Origin of the sequence: Streptomyces niveus (genome assembly GCF_001723055.1) — a bacterium.
Classification (GTDB): domain Bacteria; phylum Actinomycetota; class Actinomycetes; order Streptomycetales; family Streptomycetaceae; genus Streptomyces; species Streptomyces niveus.
This window is the reverse complement of record NZ_MDCR01000075.1, coordinates 1-14,663: the sequence shown is the minus strand read 5'-3', so window position 1 is coordinate 14,663 and position 14,663 is coordinate 1. Positions and strand designations below refer to the sequence as shown.

At 72.3% G+C, this 14,663-nt stretch carries 15 protein-coding genes and 1 riboswitch; of the genes, 8 read left to right on the top strand and 7 right to left on the bottom strand.

Annotation, left to right across the window (positions count from 1 at the left end; translation table 11 throughout):
- Positions 1-2 precede the first annotated feature (2 nt).
- Together thiS and thiO are read right to left on the bottom strand one after the other, a co-directional pair.
- Positions 3-251 (bottom strand): sulfur carrier protein ThiS, encoded by a 249-nt coding sequence (gene thiS / locus BHU15_RS10575; protein WP_171908349.1) that lies wholly within the window; start codon positions 249-251, stop codon positions 3-5.
- A complete protein-coding gene (thiO, locus tag BHU15_RS10570) occupies positions 248-1,429 on the bottom strand; it encodes a glycine oxidase ThiO (RefSeq protein ID WP_069626961.1) in 1,182 nt (393 codons plus the stop codon). Before thiO ends, thiS begins: the two co-directional genes overlap by 4 nt.
- A riboswitch (TPP riboswitch) is annotated at positions 1,427-1,540 on the bottom strand. Its footprint overlaps the gene before it by 3 nt.
- 163 nt (positions 1,541-1,703) lie before the next feature.
- Between thiO and BHU15_RS10565 the strand changes: the two genes are divergently transcribed.
- The 5 genes from BHU15_RS10565 (at position 1,704) to BHU15_RS10545 (ending at position 6,170) form a co-directional block, all read left to right on the top strand.
- Positions 1,704-2,867, top strand: coding sequence for an NAD(P)/FAD-dependent oxidoreductase (locus BHU15_RS10565; RefSeq protein WP_069626999.1), 1,164 nt, complete (start codon positions 1,704-1,706; stop codon positions 2,865-2,867).
- A gap of 45 nt (positions 2,868-2,912) precedes the next feature.
- Positions 2,913-3,278: an Rv2175c family DNA-binding protein gene (locus tag BHU15_RS10560; protein WP_031231907.1), complete on the top strand. Its 366-nt coding sequence runs from the start codon at positions 2,913-2,915 to the stop codon at positions 3,276-3,278.
- 110 nt (positions 3,279-3,388) lie between these two features.
- On the top strand, positions 3,389-4,057 hold the full coding sequence (thiE, locus tag BHU15_RS10555) for a thiamine phosphate synthase (RefSeq protein ID WP_069626960.1): 669 nt from the start codon (positions 3,389-3,391) through the stop codon (positions 4,055-4,057).
- A gap of 124 nt (positions 4,058-4,181) precedes the next feature.
- Positions 4,182-5,099, top strand: a complete 918-nt coding sequence (gene metF, locus BHU15_RS10550) for a methylenetetrahydrofolate reductase [NAD(P)H] (protein ID WP_079128057.1) — start codon at positions 4,182-4,184, stop codon at positions 5,097-5,099.
- Positions 5,100-5,150: 51 nt separating this feature from the next.
- A complete protein-coding gene (locus tag BHU15_RS10545) occupies positions 5,151-6,170 on the top strand; it encodes a hypothetical protein (protein ID WP_069626958.1) in 1,020 nt (339 codons plus the stop codon).
- A 46-nt stretch (positions 6,171-6,216) separates the two neighbouring features.
- Here BHU15_RS10545 and BHU15_RS10540 read toward each other — a convergent pair whose 3' ends face one another.
- The 5 genes from BHU15_RS10540 to BHU15_RS10520 all read right to left on the bottom strand — a co-directional run bounded on the left by BHU15_RS10540 (position 6,217) and on the right by BHU15_RS10520 (position 12,266).
- Entirely contained in the window at positions 6,217-7,755 is a 1,539-nt protein-coding gene (locus BHU15_RS10540) for a phytoene desaturase family protein (RefSeq protein ID WP_069626957.1), read from the bottom strand.
- Between the two features lie 61 nt (positions 7,756-7,816).
- Positions 7,817-8,422: a DUF4126 domain-containing protein gene (locus BHU15_RS10535; RefSeq protein ID WP_069626956.1), complete on the bottom strand. Its 606-nt coding sequence runs from the start codon at positions 8,420-8,422 to the stop codon at positions 7,817-7,819.
- Between the two features lie 305 nt (positions 8,423-8,727).
- Positions 8,728-9,336: a TetR/AcrR family transcriptional regulator gene (locus BHU15_RS10530; protein WP_069626955.1), complete on the bottom strand. Its 609-nt coding sequence runs from the start codon at positions 9,334-9,336 to the stop codon at positions 8,728-8,730.
- A 46-nt stretch (positions 9,337-9,382) separates the two neighbouring features.
- Positions 9,383-11,470, bottom strand: a complete 2,088-nt coding sequence (locus tag BHU15_RS10525) for a YhgE/Pip family protein (protein ID WP_069626954.1) — start codon at positions 11,468-11,470, stop codon at positions 9,383-9,385.
- The gene (locus BHU15_RS10520; protein WP_171908348.1) at positions 11,442-12,266 is read right to left on the bottom strand and encodes an ATP-binding cassette domain-containing protein; all 825 of its coding nucleotides are present in this window, start codon (positions 12,264-12,266) and stop codon (positions 11,442-11,444) included. Before BHU15_RS10520 ends, BHU15_RS10525 begins: the two co-directional genes overlap by 29 nt.
- Positions 12,267-12,426: 160 nt before the next feature.
- Here BHU15_RS10520 and BHU15_RS10515 point away from each other — a divergent pair, with 160 nt between their 5' ends.
- The 3 genes from BHU15_RS10515 (at position 12,427) to BHU15_RS10505 (ending at position 14,526) form a co-directional block, all read left to right on the top strand.
- On the top strand, positions 12,427-12,966 hold the full coding sequence (locus BHU15_RS10515; protein WP_069626953.1) for an SAV_6107 family HEPN domain-containing protein: 540 nt from the start codon (positions 12,427-12,429) through the stop codon (positions 12,964-12,966).
- A 93-nt stretch (positions 12,967-13,059) separates the two neighbouring features.
- Positions 13,060-13,845 (top strand): class I SAM-dependent methyltransferase, encoded by a 786-nt coding sequence (locus tag BHU15_RS10510; RefSeq protein WP_069626952.1) that lies wholly within the window; start codon positions 13,060-13,062, stop codon positions 13,843-13,845.
- Between the two features lie 285 nt (positions 13,846-14,130).
- Positions 14,131-14,526, top strand: a complete 396-nt coding sequence (locus BHU15_RS10505; RefSeq protein WP_023542357.1) for an SCO2097 family morphological protein — start codon at positions 14,131-14,133, stop codon at positions 14,524-14,526.
- Positions 14,527-14,663: the final 137 nt, after the last annotated feature.

Genomic DNA, 14,663 nt, shown 5'->3' with positions numbered 1-14,663 from the left:
GTTCAGCCTCCTTGGACGGCGGTGAGGACTTCGACACGGTCACCCTCGGAGAGTGCAGTGGCCGACCAGTGCCCACGTGGGACGACGGTCTCGTTGAGCGCGGCGGCGACGCCCGACGGGGCGGGGGTGAGGGTCGCGACGAGGACGTCGAGGGTGACGGGCGCGGCGAGGACGCGCGCCGCGCCGTTGACCGAGACGGAGATGGAGCCCGTCGCCGGCTCGTTCACGGGTTCGTTCGCGGTGTCGCTCATGCGTGCTGCTCCAGACGTGCGGAGGCGGCGGGGGAGAAGCGGCCCGGTGCGAAGGGCCGTGCGTCGTCGGGGAGTTCGCCCGTCGTGAGCACGGTCGCCATCACCCGGCCGGTGACGGGCGTCAGAAGCACCCCGTTGCGGTGGTGCCCGGTCGCCAGATGGAGGCCCGGCAGGGCGGTCGGACCGAGCAGCGGGGCGTTGTCCGGCGAGGTCGGCCGCAGCCCGGCGCGGGTCTCGGTGAGCGGGAGTTCGGTGATGCCGGGAAGGAGTTCGTGGGCGTCGCGCAGCAGCTCGTACACCCCGCCCGCCGTCACCGTGGTGTCCCAGCCCAGCTCTTCGCTCGTGGCGCCCAGGACCAGCTCGCCGTTCTCGCGCGGCACGAGATAGATGTGGCTGCCGCGGACCTCGGCCCGCAGCGTCCGGGACAGGAACGGCGCGTACGGGCGCGGCACCGTCAGCCGCAGGACCTGGCCCTTGACCGGGCGTACGGGCGCCACGACGTCGTCCGGCACGCCCGCCAGCCGCCCGCTGAGGCTGCCCCCGGCGATCACGACCTGGCCGGCGTCGAGTTCGGCGCCCCGCTCGGGGCCGCCGGCGAGGGTGACCCCCGCGGCCCGGTCTCCGACCACCCGCAGCCGCCCGGCCCAGGCCCGGTGGAAGACCACCCCGGCCCGCTCGCAGGCCGTCACCAGGGCCGCCGCGAGCCTGCGCGGGTCGATCTGGTGGTCACCGTCGACCCGAAGACCGCCGCGTACGCCCGGAGCGAGCATCGGCTCCAGCCGTCGGCACTCGCGGCCGGTGAGCCATTCGGACTCCAGACCCGACCTCCTTTGGAGGGCGTGGAGTTCACGCAACTGCGCCCGGTCGTCGCTGTCGAGAGCGACCGCGAGCGTGCCGCAGGCGCGGTAGCCGGTGTCCCGGCCCGTGACCGACTCCAGCTCGGCGACGAAGTCGGGGTAGAGCCGCGCGGAGGCGATGTTCAGCCCCAGCAACGTCTGTTCGCCGTGGTCGAGTTCGCTGACGGCGGCGAGCATTCCGGCGGCGACCAGGGCGGCGCCGCCGCCCGGCTCCGGATCGACGACGGCGACCCCGAGTCCGCGCTGCGCCGCCCGCCAGGCGGTGACGAGGCCGATGATCCCGCCCCCGACGACGAGGACATCGGTATGAGATGACCGCATGGGCGTCCCGCTCCTCCCTTCGCCGGCATGACCCGGATCAGGTTCGTACGGTCGGAGGCCGCGTCAGCCTCCCTCTCAGCCCGCTGCGTCCGGGCTCCCGCGAGGTGTGAAGTCTCTTGTTCGCTACTGCCGATAAGCGCTTCACGAGTCAGCGTAACCCCCTCTCCCCGCGCCGGGTAAGGGAGTCGTCGCCCCGCCGGGTCCTTAAGGTGTTCGGGTGAGCGAGCAGCGGAAGCAGACGGACGAGCGGCGCGCCGTCGTCGTCGGCGCGGGCATGGCGGGTGTGCAGACCGCCGTGGCACTGCGCGAACAGGGCTACGAAGGCCCCGTCACCCTCATCGGCGCCGAGCCCCACCAGCCCTACGACCGGCCTCCGCTCTCGAAGGCCGTCCTCCTCGGGACGGCGGAGAGTTCGGCGTTCGACGTGGACTTCGAGGCGCTCTCGGTGGACCTGCGCCTGGGCCTCGAAGTGACCGGCGTACGCCCCGGGGACCAGGAGCTGGACACAGAGGCGGGCCCGGTTCCGTACGACGTGCTCGTCCTCGCCACCGGGGCCGAACCGCTCACGCTGCCCGGCGCGGACGGAGTGCCCGGCGTCCATCTGCTGCGCACCCTGGACGACGCCGCGCGGCTGCGCCCCGTCCTGGACCGCAAGCGGCACATCGTCGTGGTCGGCGCGGGCTGGATCGGCGCCGAGTTCACCACCGCGGCCAGGGAGGCCGACTGCCAGGTGACCGTCGTCGAGGCGGCGGACCGGCCGCTCGCAGGCGCCCTGCCCGCCGAGGTCGCCACTCCGATGGCGCACTGGTACGCGCAGAGCGGCGCCGAACTCCTCACCCACGCGCGCGTGGCGGGCGTCGAGCCCGGCAGGGTGACCCTCGCCGACGGCCGCGAGCTGGCGGCGGACGCCGTGGTCGTGGGCATCGGCGCCAGGCCCGCCACGGCCTGGCTGGCGGGCTCCGGCATCGCGACGGGCCCCGAGGGCGCCGTCACCGCCGACGACCGGCTGCGCGCCTCGTGGCCCGGTGTGTACGCGGTCGGGGACTGCGCCTCGTTCCCCTCGGCCCGCTACGGCGAACGGCTGATGGTGCACCACTGGGACAACGCGCTCCAGGGGCCGCGTACGGTCGCCGCCGACATCGTCGGTGAGTCGCACGAGCCGTACGACCCGGTGCCGTACTTCTGGTCCGAGCAGTTCGGCCGCTTCGTGCAGTACGCGGGCCACCACGCGCGGGCCGGCACGCTGCTGTGGCGCGGCGATCCGGCGAGCGCCGCCTGGTCGGTCCTGTGGCTGCGGGACGGGGCGCTGGTGGCGCTGCTGACCGTGGGCAGACCGCGTGATCTGGCGCAGGGCCGCAAGCTCGTCGCGGCGGGCGCGCGGATCGACACGGAGCGTGCCGCCGACCCCGCCGTACCGCTCAAACTGACGGCCCTGTGACCCGCTCGGCTTCCGACTGTCAGTCCGGGATGGCAGGCTTGTCCTGTGACTGAGATTGACGCAAAGATCGATGCTCTCGTCCCTGCCTGGCTTCACCTGCCCGATATCGCGGAAATGCTCGATATCGAGGTGACGCGTGTACGCCAGCTCGTGAAGGAAGGCACGCTGATCGCCGTGCGCCGCGGTGAGAACCGCGCGCTCCAGGTGCCGGCCGCCTTCATCGACGGCAACAAGGTGGTCAAGGGCCTCGCGGGGACCTTGACGCTCCTGAGGGACGACAGCTTCACCGACGAAGAGATGCTCGAGTGGCTCTTCACTCCCGACCCGTCCCTGCCGGGCACGCCCGCGCAGGCCCTCAGCGAGAATCGCGGTACGGAGGTGAAGCGCCGCGCGCAGGCGCTCGCCGTCTGACGACACCACCGGCCGTACGCGGGCCGGGCCACGCCGGCCCGCCCCGCGCACGGCCGTCCCAAGACCCTGATCCGGCAGACACGGCTCTTGATCCGACGGGGGAGACCCGCATGCCCGCAGTGCCCGGTGCGCCCAGCGCACTCGATCTGCTGTCCGACGCCCGGCTCTATCTGTGCACGGACGCCCGGAAGCGGCAGGGGGATCTCCCCGAGTTCCTGGACGCCGTCCTCACCTCCGGTGTCGACGTCGTGCAGCTGCGCGACAAGGGCATGGAGGCGGCCGAGGAGCTGGACCACCTCCAGGTCTTCGCCGACGCCTGCCGGCGCCACGGCAAGCTCCTCGCCGTGAACGACCGGGCCGACGTGGCGCACGCGATCGGCGCCGACGTGCTCCACCTGGGCCAGGGCGACCTGCCCGTCTCCGCCGCCCGCGCCATCCTCGGTACGGATCTGCTGATCGGACGCTCCACGCACTCCGAGGCCGAGGCGATGGCGGCGGCCGGCGAGCCCGGCGTTGACTACTTCTGCACGGGACCCTGCTGGCCCACCCCCACCAAGCCGGGCCGGCACGCCCCGGGACTCGACCTCGTGCGGTACGCCGCGTCGCTGGCCACCCGGCGCCCCTGGTTCGCGATCGGCGGGATCGACGCGGGCAATCTCGACGAGGTGCTGGACGCCGGGGCCCGCCGGGTCGTGGTCGTACGGGCGCTCACCGAGGCGGACGATCCGGCCATGGCGGCCGCCGGCCTCGCGAAGCGCGTACGCGACCGGGTCGCCTGACGGCCGGTACGCGGCAGCGGTGGGCCGTGTCCGTACGGTCCAAAAAATGGGCAGGGATGGTGTGAAACGGACAAAATTCCCTGGTCTGGTTGGGTGATCGCCGCACCCTCGATAGCCTTTCCGTATGGCTCTCGGCGCAGCTTCGATCAGGACGGACCACGCCCGCACGGTGCGTGATCTGCTGGCGACCGGCAAGTTGTCGTACTCGTTCGAATTCTGGGCGCCCAAGACCGAGAAGGGCGAACGGAACCTCTGGAACGCGCTGCGCCGCATCGAGGCCGTCGCGCCGAACTTCGTCTCGGTGACCTACGGCGCGGGCGGCTCCACCCGCGCGGGCACGGTCAAGGCCACCGAGCGCATCGCCGCCGACACCACGCTCGTCCCGGTCGCCCACCTCACCGCCGTGAACCACTCGGTGGCCGAGCTGCGCAACATGATCGGCCAGTACGCGGACGCCGGGATCAGGAACATCCTCGCCGTACGCGGGGATCCGCCCGGCGACCCGAGAGGCGAGTGGGTCAAGCACCCCGAGGGCGTCGAGTACGCGGCCGACCTCGTCCGGCTGATCAAGGAGTCCGGCGACTTCTGCGTCGGCGTCGCGGCCTTCCCCGAGATGCATCCGCGCTCCACCGACTGGGAGAGCGACATCCGGCACTTCGTGGCCAAGTGCCGCGCGGGCGCCGACTACGCGATCACCCAGATGTTCTTCGACCCCGAGGACTATCTGCGGCTGCGTGACAAGGTGTCGGCCGCCGGCTGCGACACGCCGATCATCCCGGAGATCATGCCGATCACCAACGTCCGGCAGCTTGAGCGCTTCTCGCAGCTCAGCAACGCTGTCGTGCCCCCGGCGCTGAAAGAACGGATCCTCTCCGTCAAGGACGATCCCGCCGCTGTACGCTCCATCGGTATCGAGTACGCGACGGAGTTCTGCGCGACGCTGCGCGCGGAGGGTGTCCCCGGACTCCACTTCATTACACTCAACAACTCCACGGCGACGCTCGAAATTTACGAGAATCTCGGACTGCACGAGCAGTCCTGACCGGTCGTACCCGCCCCGCTCCGGGGCGGTGACCGCAGGAGAGGGGCGGGCATGGGCTGGACGGTCCTCTACATCGCGTTCGGCGTCGTCGCGCTGTGGCTGCTGGGCGAAGTGCTGCTTCAGTACAAGGCGCGACTGCGCTGGCGACTTCTCGCCTTCACGGGCTTCGTCGGCGTGGTGCTGGGTGTCCTGCTCGCCTCCGTCCCGGTCATCGCGGTCGGCGCGATCGCGTTCGCGATCGGACAGACCTATGTGACGCTCTCGTTCCGGCGCGGCTTCTCCACCGGCTGGGCGATCGGCGGCAGCCCCGGCGCGAGCCGCCGCCGCAGGGCCGGCGCCGGTGAGGCCGAGACACGCGAACCGAGCCTGGAAGTCTCGGACTTGGAGTACCAGCCGGTGACCACCGGCCCGGACGGCCACCAGGACCACCACGGCCCCGAGGGTCCCGCCGGCTCCGCCGGTCCCGTCCCCGACGAGCCCCCGTACGCCGCGTCCGTCTACGAGCCGGAGCCGATGCCCGACGAGACCGGGCAGTACGGCGTGTACAGCGACGCCGCCTACCAGGCCACCCAGTACGGCAACTACGACCCGTACGCCGGTTACGCCCCGTCCTCCGACCAGGGCGGGTACGGCACGAACGACGCCTACGGCACCACGGACCCCTACGCGAGCCAGGGCCAGGACGTGTACGGCGGCCAACAGGACGCGTACGCCGGGCAGAACGGCCAGCACGGCCAGAGCGGGCAGTACGACTACGACACGGACCAGCAGCAGTACGCCGCCTACACCGACCCGTACAGCGGCGCGACCACCGGCGGCGACTCCTACGGCTCGTACGACAGTTACGGCGGCCAGCAGAGTTACGTGGACCCGTACGGCGCCCCCTACGGCGACCCGAACGCCCAGAGCGCCGGACCCGGCGGCCAGCAGGCGTACGGCGCGGACACGCCGCCCGGCGGGGTCTGGGTCCCCCAGCAGCGCGAGGGCGAGCACCTCCCCCCGATGCCGCGGCAGGAGCCCCAGCAGTACGGCTACGACCCCAACCACGACGAGCAGCGCCCCCGTTACTGACCGCTCCTGACGGCGGCCGGTCAACTCCCGCCATATGTTCGCGAGTTCAGCGCGAGCCGCGGAAGTCCGCCCCCTCGACGATCAGCCCCGCGACCAGCGCCCCGGACATCCCCGCGTGCGCCAGCCCACCGCCCGGGTGCGCCTCGCCGCCGACGAGATACAGACCGGGCAGCCGCGTGCTGTTCGCCGGACGCAGCAGCCGGCCGTCGGCACCCGCCAGCGACGGCGCGGGCACCGAACCGCCCCGCGCCCCGGTCCTGGCCGCCGTGTCGGCCGGCGTACGGATCTCCCGCCAGCGCAGCCGCTCCCGCAGCTCGGGCACGGCGGCGCCCGCCACCTCCACCAGCACATCGGCGTACCGCTCCCGCAGCCCGGCGTCCGTCCAGTCCACCGGACCGTGCGGTGCCACGGTCGCCGTCACGGTGACCGCCTCGTGCCCGTCGTCCGGACGCGTCGTCGGGTCGTCGGGCCGCAGCACCGTGACCGTGGGCCGCTCCGCCGTCCGCCCGGAGAACACGGCGCCGGCCTCGTCGCCACGGCCGGGGGAGTGGATGACCGTGCGGTGTGCCGTACCGTCCGGTCTGCCACCACGCAGGGCCAGCAGCACCGTGAACCTGCCGGGCACCGACGGCGTCCCGACACCCGCGCCACCGCCCCGCGGCCGTACGTCGTCGTCCCGCCACAGCTCGTCGCCCACCAGCGCGGCGGGAGCGGTGCCGGCCACCACATGGTCCGCGTCGACGACGGTGGCGGCGTCGTCGGACGGCCCGGGCGCCAGCTCGACACCGGCCGCGCGCCCGTCCTTCTCCACGATCCGGACCACGTCGGCGTGGAAGACGAACTCCACCCGTCGCTCCAGGCACCGCTCGTACACCGCGTGCGCCAGCGCCCGCATCCCGCCCCGTACGTACCAGCTCCCGAAGGTCTGCTCCATGTACGGCAGCAGCGCGGCGCCCGCCGGGGTGTGCCGGGGATCGAGCCCGTACGACAGGGCGTACCCGTCGAACAGCGCGGCGAGCCGGGAATCACCCAGCTCCCACGACCCCACCTCGGCGACGGTGCCCGCCGACCGGGGGCCGCGCAGCAGCCGCCGCTGCCGCAGGGCCGGATACGGATCGCGCCCCAGCACCTGCCAGTCCTCGCGCAGCGGCTCCTCCAACAGAGGACGCCGCGACCGGTCCCAGGCGTCCCGCGCCCGGCCGAGGAAGTCGCCCCACCGCTCGCCCGCGCCCGCGCCGAGCGCGGCGTCCAGGGCCGCGACGACACCGCCGCGCGACGCGTTCGGCAGGGACACGACGGTGCCGTCCGGGAACACATGCCTGCTCGCCGGGTCGACCTGGGTCATCCGCACGCACTCTTCGAGCGGCTTCTTGCCGGTCTTGACGAACAGATCCCGGTAGACGGCGGGCAGATGCAGCAGCCCGGGCCCCGTGTCGTACGCGAAACCGTCACGCTCGAACCGGCCGACGGCGCCGCCGTACGTCGCCGAGCGCTCGTACACCGTCACCCGGTGCCCGGCCACCGCCAGCCGGGCAGCCGCCGCCATCGCGCCCATCCCGGCGCCGATCACCGCAATTCGTGCCATGGAAGTGGACCTTAGCGGCCGGATTTCCCGCCGCCGCGCCCGGGGAGCGTCCGGCCGCCCGTCAGTCGGGCCACGTCGCGGCGACGCGCCGCCGCGTGCGTCTCTCCGCCTTGCGCCGCCGGAAGTTCCGGATCTTCGCGGCCAGGAAGACGATGATCACGATGCCGAGCAGGAGGAGACCGCCCGCGACGATCGCCGCCGCTAGCGGGTGGAAGATCGCGAAGGTGATGATCCCGGCGACGCCCAGGTCCTCCGCGGTGCTCACGGCGATGTTGCTGAAGGGCTCCGGGGAGGTGTTCACCGCCATCCTCGTGCCGGCCTTCACCAGATGGCTCATCAGGGCGGTCGAGCCGCCGACCGCGCCCGCCGCGATCTCCGGGAGCGAACCGCTCTGCCCGGCGAGCAGCGCGGCGACCACCGCGCCGGACACCGGTCTGATCACCGTGTGCGCGGTGTCCCAGATCGAGTCGACGTACGGGATCTTGTCCGCCACCGCCTCGCAGACGAAGAGGACACCGACGACGACCAGCACGTCGGTGCGCTGAAGCGACTCGGGGACCTCGTCGGTCAGCCCGGTCGCGCCGAAGACGCCGAACAGCAGGACCACCGCGTAGGCGTTGATGCCGCTGGCCCAGCCGCTGGTGAAGACAAGGGGGAGTACGGACACGGACGTGATCGTAGCCAGAGTGTGGGCCGGACGGGTGAGCTCCGGAACGGGGCTCTGAGTATCCGTACCTAGTACGTGAGATGAGTAGAGACGCGGATGGGCCCCCACCTGCGGAGACGGAAGAGTGAGGGGCACGGGAGGGGCGCGACGCCGACACCGCCGGCACGGGGCGGCGGAGCGGCGTGGCACCCCGACCGCTACGGGGTGGGACGTGCGCCGCTCCGACCGGGCCCGGAGTGAGGAAGCCCGGTCGGAGCGGCGCATTTCCATGTGTGCGCGTCGCTTCCTGTCGGCCGGTCGCTGTGTCAGCCCCCGCCGACCCGGCCGTGCAGCAGCAGCGACAGTGCCGAGTGCACGTCGTCGATCGACCGCTCGGGCTGGAACGCCTGCCAGTCCAGAGCCGCCACCAGCACCATCCCCACCAGCGCGGCGGCCGTCAGCGGAATGTCGATCTCACGGCTCAGCTCACCGCCGTCGACGCCCTCCTGGAGCACCTTCTCCACGACGGCGACGGCCTGTTGGCGCACCACCAGCAGCGTGGACTGCCACGCGCGGTTCGTGCGCCAGAGTTCGGCCACGTACAGCTGGGTGAAGGCCGGATAGCGGTCGATGAAGGCGAGCCCCGCCCGGATCATGGCGTCCAGCGCCTGCACGCTGGTCCCGTCGCGCTTCGCCGTGTCGTCGGCCGCGGACTGGAGGGAGGCGGTCAGCAGGCCGACGCCGTGCCGCAGGAGCTCCTCGAACAGCTCGGTCTTGCTCTTGAAGTTGTAGTAGACCGTGCCCTTCGCGACTCCGGCGCGCTCGGCGATCTCGTCCACGGTCGTCGCCGAGAAGCCCTGTTCGGCGATGAGCGTCACCGCGGCCTCGTAGAGCTTCTGTCGGGTGGCCTGCCGGCGGGTGCTGCTCCTGTCCATGGGGCCGATTCTCACAGGTGTTGGCGTACGGGGCCGACTCACCGGCTCACAGGCTCAACTCGGGATGCAGCCTGTCCACCGTCCAGACCTGCCTGCGGCGCGCGGAGACCGCCGTCAGCGCCAGCGCGCCCGCCGTGAACGCCGCGAGGACGGCGCAGCCCTGCCAGACCGGCCCGAGCCCGCCACCGGTGATGAGGACGCGCAGCGACTCCACCACGTAACTCATCGGCAGGAAGGGATGGACGGCGTTGAAGAAGCCGGGGCTCGTCTGTACGGGGTAGGTGCCGCCCGCCGAGGTCAGCTGGAGCATCAGCACGGCGAGGACGAGGATCCGCCCCGCCGCCCCGAAGCGGGCGTTCAGCCACTGCACGATCGCGGCGAAACAGCAGGTGACCAGGGCCAGGAAACCGACCGTGCCGACGGCGCGGGTCATCTGGAGGCCGAGTCCCCAGTGCAGTACGGACATCAGCGCGCCGACCTGGAGCAGACCGATGCCCACCACCGGCAGCCAGCCCGCGACGGCGATCCGCCACGCGGACGAACCGGCGGCGAGGGCACGCCGGTTGAGCGGCTGGATCAGCATGTACGCCACCATCGCGCCGACCCACAGGGAGAGCGGGATGAAGTAAGGGGCGAAACCGGTGCCGTAGTTGGGCGCCTCGTGGGTGGAACGGGAGGCGAGCTGGACGGGGTCGGCCATCACCTCCGTACGGAGGTCGCGGTCCCTCTTCCCGTAGTCCGGGATCTTGCCGACACCGTCGCCCAGTCCGGCGGCGAGGTCGGCGGAACCGTCGGCGAGGGTGAAGAGACCGCCGTCCAGGCTGTTCGCGCCCGCGCCGAGCTTCTTCACGCCGGCGTCTAGGTCGGTGGAGCCCTTCTTGGCGGTGGTGAGCCCGGTGTGCAGCTCGTCGGCGCCCTTGGCGACCTTCTTGGCACCGGAGTTGAGCTGGTTGACCTTGGCGACGGCCGTCTTGAGGTCGTCGTTCAGATGAGGGGCCCGCTTCGCGAGCGCGGTCGCCTGCTCCTGGAGCTTCGCGAGCCGCCCGTCGAGCTTCGTCAGATCGTCGCCGCTGTCCTCGACGAGGGCGTTCACGTCGTCGGCGACCTGGGCCGCGTCCGCCGCCGCCGTCCTGGCGCGCTCCAGCGGCGGGCAGGCGGCCGGGTCGGGCTCGTCGCTCTCCTCGCAGCGCGTCCGGTAGATGTCCGCGAGGTCGTCGGACGCCTCGTGGGCGGCGGTCGCCGCGAGGGGCGCGCCCTTCACGAGGTCGTCGAGATGGCCGCGCATCGCCCCGGAGGAATCGGCGACCAGACGGGCCGTCTCGGCGATCGTCGCGCCGTTCTCCTTCAGATACGGACGCAGGCTCCCCGCCGCCCCGTTGACCTTGTCGGCGAGCGCCTGGGTCCCGGCGGAGACCTGCCGCGAGCCCTTCTCCAGCTCTCCCGCGCCCTTGTCGAGCTTCTTGACGCCGCCCGCCAGCTCGCCGCTGCCCGCCTTGGCGTCCTTCAGCCCGGCCGCGAGGTCGGCCGAGCCCTTCTTGGCCGTGCTGACGCCGCCCTTGAGCTTGTCGGCGCCCTCGGCGGCCTTCTCCGTCGCGTCGTGGATGCCGGAGAAGGAGATGAAGATCCGGTCGAGGAACGAGCGCGACGCCTTCGCGGAGGCCGCCGTCCGCACCTCGCTGAAGACGGTCCGGGAGATCTGGCCGACGATGTAGTTGTTGGCGTCGTTCGTGACGACCTGGAGCGCGGACGTCTCGGGGGAGTCGCCGGAACTGGACGCGATCCGCCGGCTGAAGTCGGCGGGCATGGTCAGCGACAGGTAGTACGTGCCGTCCGCCACGCCCTCACGGGCCTGCTCGGCGCTCACCTCGCGCCAGTCGAAGACCTCGCTCTCGCGCAGACCGCGGGTGATGTCGTCGCCGGCGGTGAGCTTCTCGCCGGACGCGGTGGCGCCCTTGTCATCGTTGACCAGCGCGACGGGGATCCGGTCGAGTCTGCCGTACGGGTCCCAGAAGGACCACAGGTACAGCGCGCCGTACAGCAGGGGCAGCAGCGTGATCGCGACGAGCGCGGCGCGCGGCAGCCGCCCCCTGCCGAACCGCTTCAGCTCAAGCGCGGCCAGTCTCGGCGAACGCATCGGCCGTCCCCTCCTCGGTGTGCCCGGCGTCTTCGTGGTCGTCGGTGGCTGTGGTGTCGGCGGTGGTTTTGCTCCGCGCGGGGGCGCCGGCCGGGCGGACGGTGGCGATGCCCGTCGGGGCCTGGCCGCAGACGGCGACGACGGTGGTGCCGCCTGCCGCGACAGACCTCAACAGGTCCCAGGCGAGGGCCCGTTCGGTGTCGGAGAGCTTGAGGTCGAGATCGTCGACGGCGAGCAGCCGCGGCCGGCCGATGAGTGCCAGCGCCACGGAGAGGCGCAGCGCCTCCAGCCGTTCCAGGTCGCGTACGGCGGTGCGACCGCCCTTCGGCAGGTCCCCCAGGTCGAGTTCCACGGTGGCCAGCGCGCCCTCCGTACGGCCGCGTGCCTCGGCGGCGCGTTCGGCGCGGGGCCGCAGCAGGGCGCGGAGCGAGCCTCTCAAGGAGCTGTCGAACCTGCGCCGGAGCAGGGCCCGTTCGCGCAGGTGCTCGGCGACGGTCAGGGCCGCGTCCAGCTCGCTGACGCCGGCGACGGGGCCCAGCGCGCTGATACGGCGCACGGCGGCCATCGCGCGCGGCACCCGCAGACCGGCGATCTCCGCGTGTCCGGCGGTGGGACGCATCCGCCCGGTGAGCGCGAGCAGGAGGCAGGTGCGGCCCGTACCGGACGCGCCCTCGATCGCGAGGATCCCACCGGGGGCCACGTCGACGCGGACGTCCCGGAAGACCCAGCCGCGCGGCCCCTTCAGCCCGAATCCCTCGGCGACGACGGCGGCCCCGTCGATCGGTCCGGCTCTCACGCGCCCTCCCCAGAGCTTTTGCACTGACCAGTCAGTGCAAAAGCTACTCCGAACCGATGATTGAAGCAAAAGCGCAGGTCAGGGCCGATTGTCAGTGGTGTGCCCCACGATGGACACATACGGCCACAGAGCCGTCACAGAGACGACCAGGAGGTTCGTCATGGCCAGTTCCTACGCCGCAGCCGCACGCCGGCGAAGCACAGGCGGCCCTGCCCCCTCACTGACCGGCGCCGCGACCGATGTCCACCCCGTCCTGAGGCGCGCGACCGCGCCGCCCGCCGCCCTCGATCTGCTCGCCAAGGCCCGTTCCGGGCTGGACGAGGCCGCCACTCTCGGCACACCCAACGAGCGCTATGCCACGGCCCATCTCGCCGCCCTGCGCACCGCCGCGGCCGTTCTCGCCGCCCGGGGCCGCCCCGAGCCCACGAGCCCGCGCCGCAGGCGCATACGGAGCGCCTGGGAGGTGCTGCCCGAGATCGTGCCCGAGCTGTCGGAATGGAGCGCGCTGTTCGCGTCGGGAGCCACTCGCAGGGCGCGGGCCGAGGCGGGCATACAGGGCGCGGCGAGCAGCCGCGACGCCGACGATCTGCTGCGCGACGTCGCCATGTTCCTGCGCCTGGTGGAGCGGCTGCTCGTGCTCGAACCGGTGCTGCCCCAGCCCAGGGCCGAAGGACCGGAGAAGGGCGGCGCCGCTGGGTGACGGGGACGGCCGACGGAGGCAATAGGCTGTGCGGAACCTGCACCGCCCACGCCCCGCGACCTGGGGCGGCACCGCGCCGAGGAGTCAACTGCCGTGTCGGACCCTTCCCCTGCCGTCGGTGGAGAGACGCCGTCGCGCCCCCGTAACTCCCTGCGCACCGCCGTGGTCTGGGAGGTGCTCAGCCGCGCCCTCGAAGCGCGCGCCGCAGCCGTGGCTACGGCGGCCCTGGACGTGCTCGACACCGGAGGCGGCACGGGCAACTTCGCCGTGCCCGTCGCCCGCCTCGGCCATCGGGTGACCGTCGTCGACCCGAGCCCCAACGCGCTGTTCGCGCTGGAGCGCCGGGCCGCCGAGGCGGGCGTCGCCGACCGCGTCAACGGCGTTCAGGGTGACATCCACGGCCTGTTCGACGTGGTGGAGCGCGGCGGCTACGACGCCGTGCTCTGCCACGGCGTCCTGGAGTACGTCGACGACCCGGCCGAGGGCGTCCGCAACGCGGTCGAGGCGCTGCGCCCCTCCGGTGCGCTCAGCCTCCTGGCGGCCGGCCTCGGCGGCGCCGTCCTCGCCAGGGCGCTCGCCGGGCACTTCACCGAGGCCCGGCAGGCCCTCACCGACGTCGCGGGCCGCTGGGGCGAGGGCGACCCGGTGCCCAGGCGGTTCACGGTCGAGCTGCTCACCGAGCTGGTCGACAAGGCCGGTGTCGACGTGGGCGCGGTCCACGGCGTACGGGTCTTCTCCGACCTGGTTCCGGGTGTCCTGGTGGACACTCAGCCCGGTGCGCTGGACGCCCTTCTGAGGCTGGAGGCCGCCGCCGCGGAACAGCCGTCCTTCCACTCGGTCGCGAGCCAGCTGCACGTCCTGGGCCAGAAGCGGGCCTGACAGTGAACGCTCCCGAGCACTGATCGACGGGCTGATCAGCAACGCAGCTGCACATGGAGTGCGCCACAGGCCCCCCGGCAACGCGTTCGGCGCCGTATGATCGGGGTACGCCTTCCGGCATGACGGGTCGACGGTTGGGGAATCAACGCCTCAGCGGCCGAGTCGGCATGGCGGCCCGGATTGGCGAAATGGCGTAGAGGGCGGGTATCACGGGGGCGATTCCCTGCCTATCCTGAAGGGGCCGCATACCGGTCGCCCCCCGCGACCGACGACTAGGAGGACTCCGTGCCGCTCTCGGAGCACGAGCAGCGAATGCTCGAGCAAATGGAGCGAGCGCTGTACGCCGAAGATCCCAAGTTCGCGACAGCGCTTGAGGGAACTGGGCTGCGTACGTACACCCGGCGACGGGTCTACCAGGCGGTCGCTGGCTTTCTGGTGGGTATCGCGCTCCTCATGACCGGTATGGTCGCGAAGCAGATCTGGATGGGCGTGGTCGGCTTCCTCGTCATGCTGGGCTGCGCGGTTCTCGCGGTCACCGGCTGGCGCAAGGCCCCGAAACCGGGTGAGCAACAGGCATCCGGTGAGGCCACGGCCGACCGGCGACAACCTCGGCAGCGCCGCTCGTTCATGAACAGGATCGAGCAGCGCTGGCAGCGTCGCCGTGACGAGCAGGGTCAGTAGCGCGTAGTAGTACGGGCCCACAGGCTCCCAAGCTTGAAGTGGTGCGGCCGGCCGGGACACGGCCGGTACGGGTGAGGGGCGAACGCGGAAAGCGTTCGCCCCTCACTTGTGTCTCCGCGCCCCCGCCGGCGCGGTCG

Excerpts from the sequence above, each read along its gene's own strand:
- BHU15_RS10530 (WP_069626955.1), bottom strand. The coding sequence starts at position 9,336 with ATGGACAGGAGCAGCACCCGCCGGCAGGCCACCCGACAGAAGCTCTAC.
- BHU15_RS10540 (WP_069626957.1), bottom strand. The coding sequence starts at position 7,755 with ATGGCACGAATTGCGGTGATCGGCGCCGGGATGGGCGCGATGGCGGCG.
- thiO (WP_069626961.1), bottom strand. The coding sequence starts at position 1,429 with ATGCGGTCATCTCATACCGATGTCCTCGTCGTCGGGGGCGGGATCATC.
- BHU15_RS10565 (WP_069626999.1), top strand. The coding sequence starts at position 1,704 with ATGGCGGGTGTGCAGACCGCCGTGGCACTGCGCGAACAGGGCTACGAA.
- thiE (WP_069626960.1), top strand. The coding sequence starts at position 3,389 with ATGCCCGCAGTGCCCGGTGCGCCCAGCGCACTCGATCTGCTGTCCGAC.
- BHU15_RS10515 (WP_069626953.1), top strand. The coding sequence starts at position 12,427 with ATGGCCAGTTCCTACGCCGCAGCCGCACGCCGGCGAAGCACAGGCGGC.
- metF (WP_079128057.1), top strand. The coding sequence starts at position 4,182 with ATGGCTCTCGGCGCAGCTTCGATCAGGACGGACCACGCCCGCACGGTG.
- thiS (WP_171908349.1), bottom strand. The coding sequence starts at position 251 with ATGAGCGACACCGCGAACGAACCCGTGAACGAGCCGGCGACGGGCTCC.
- BHU15_RS10525 (WP_069626954.1), bottom strand. The coding sequence starts at position 11,470 with ATGCGTTCGCCGAGACTGGCCGCGCTTGAGCTGAAGCGGTTCGGCAGG.
- BHU15_RS10545 (WP_069626958.1), top strand. The coding sequence starts at position 5,151 with ATGGGCTGGACGGTCCTCTACATCGCGTTCGGCGTCGTCGCGCTGTGG.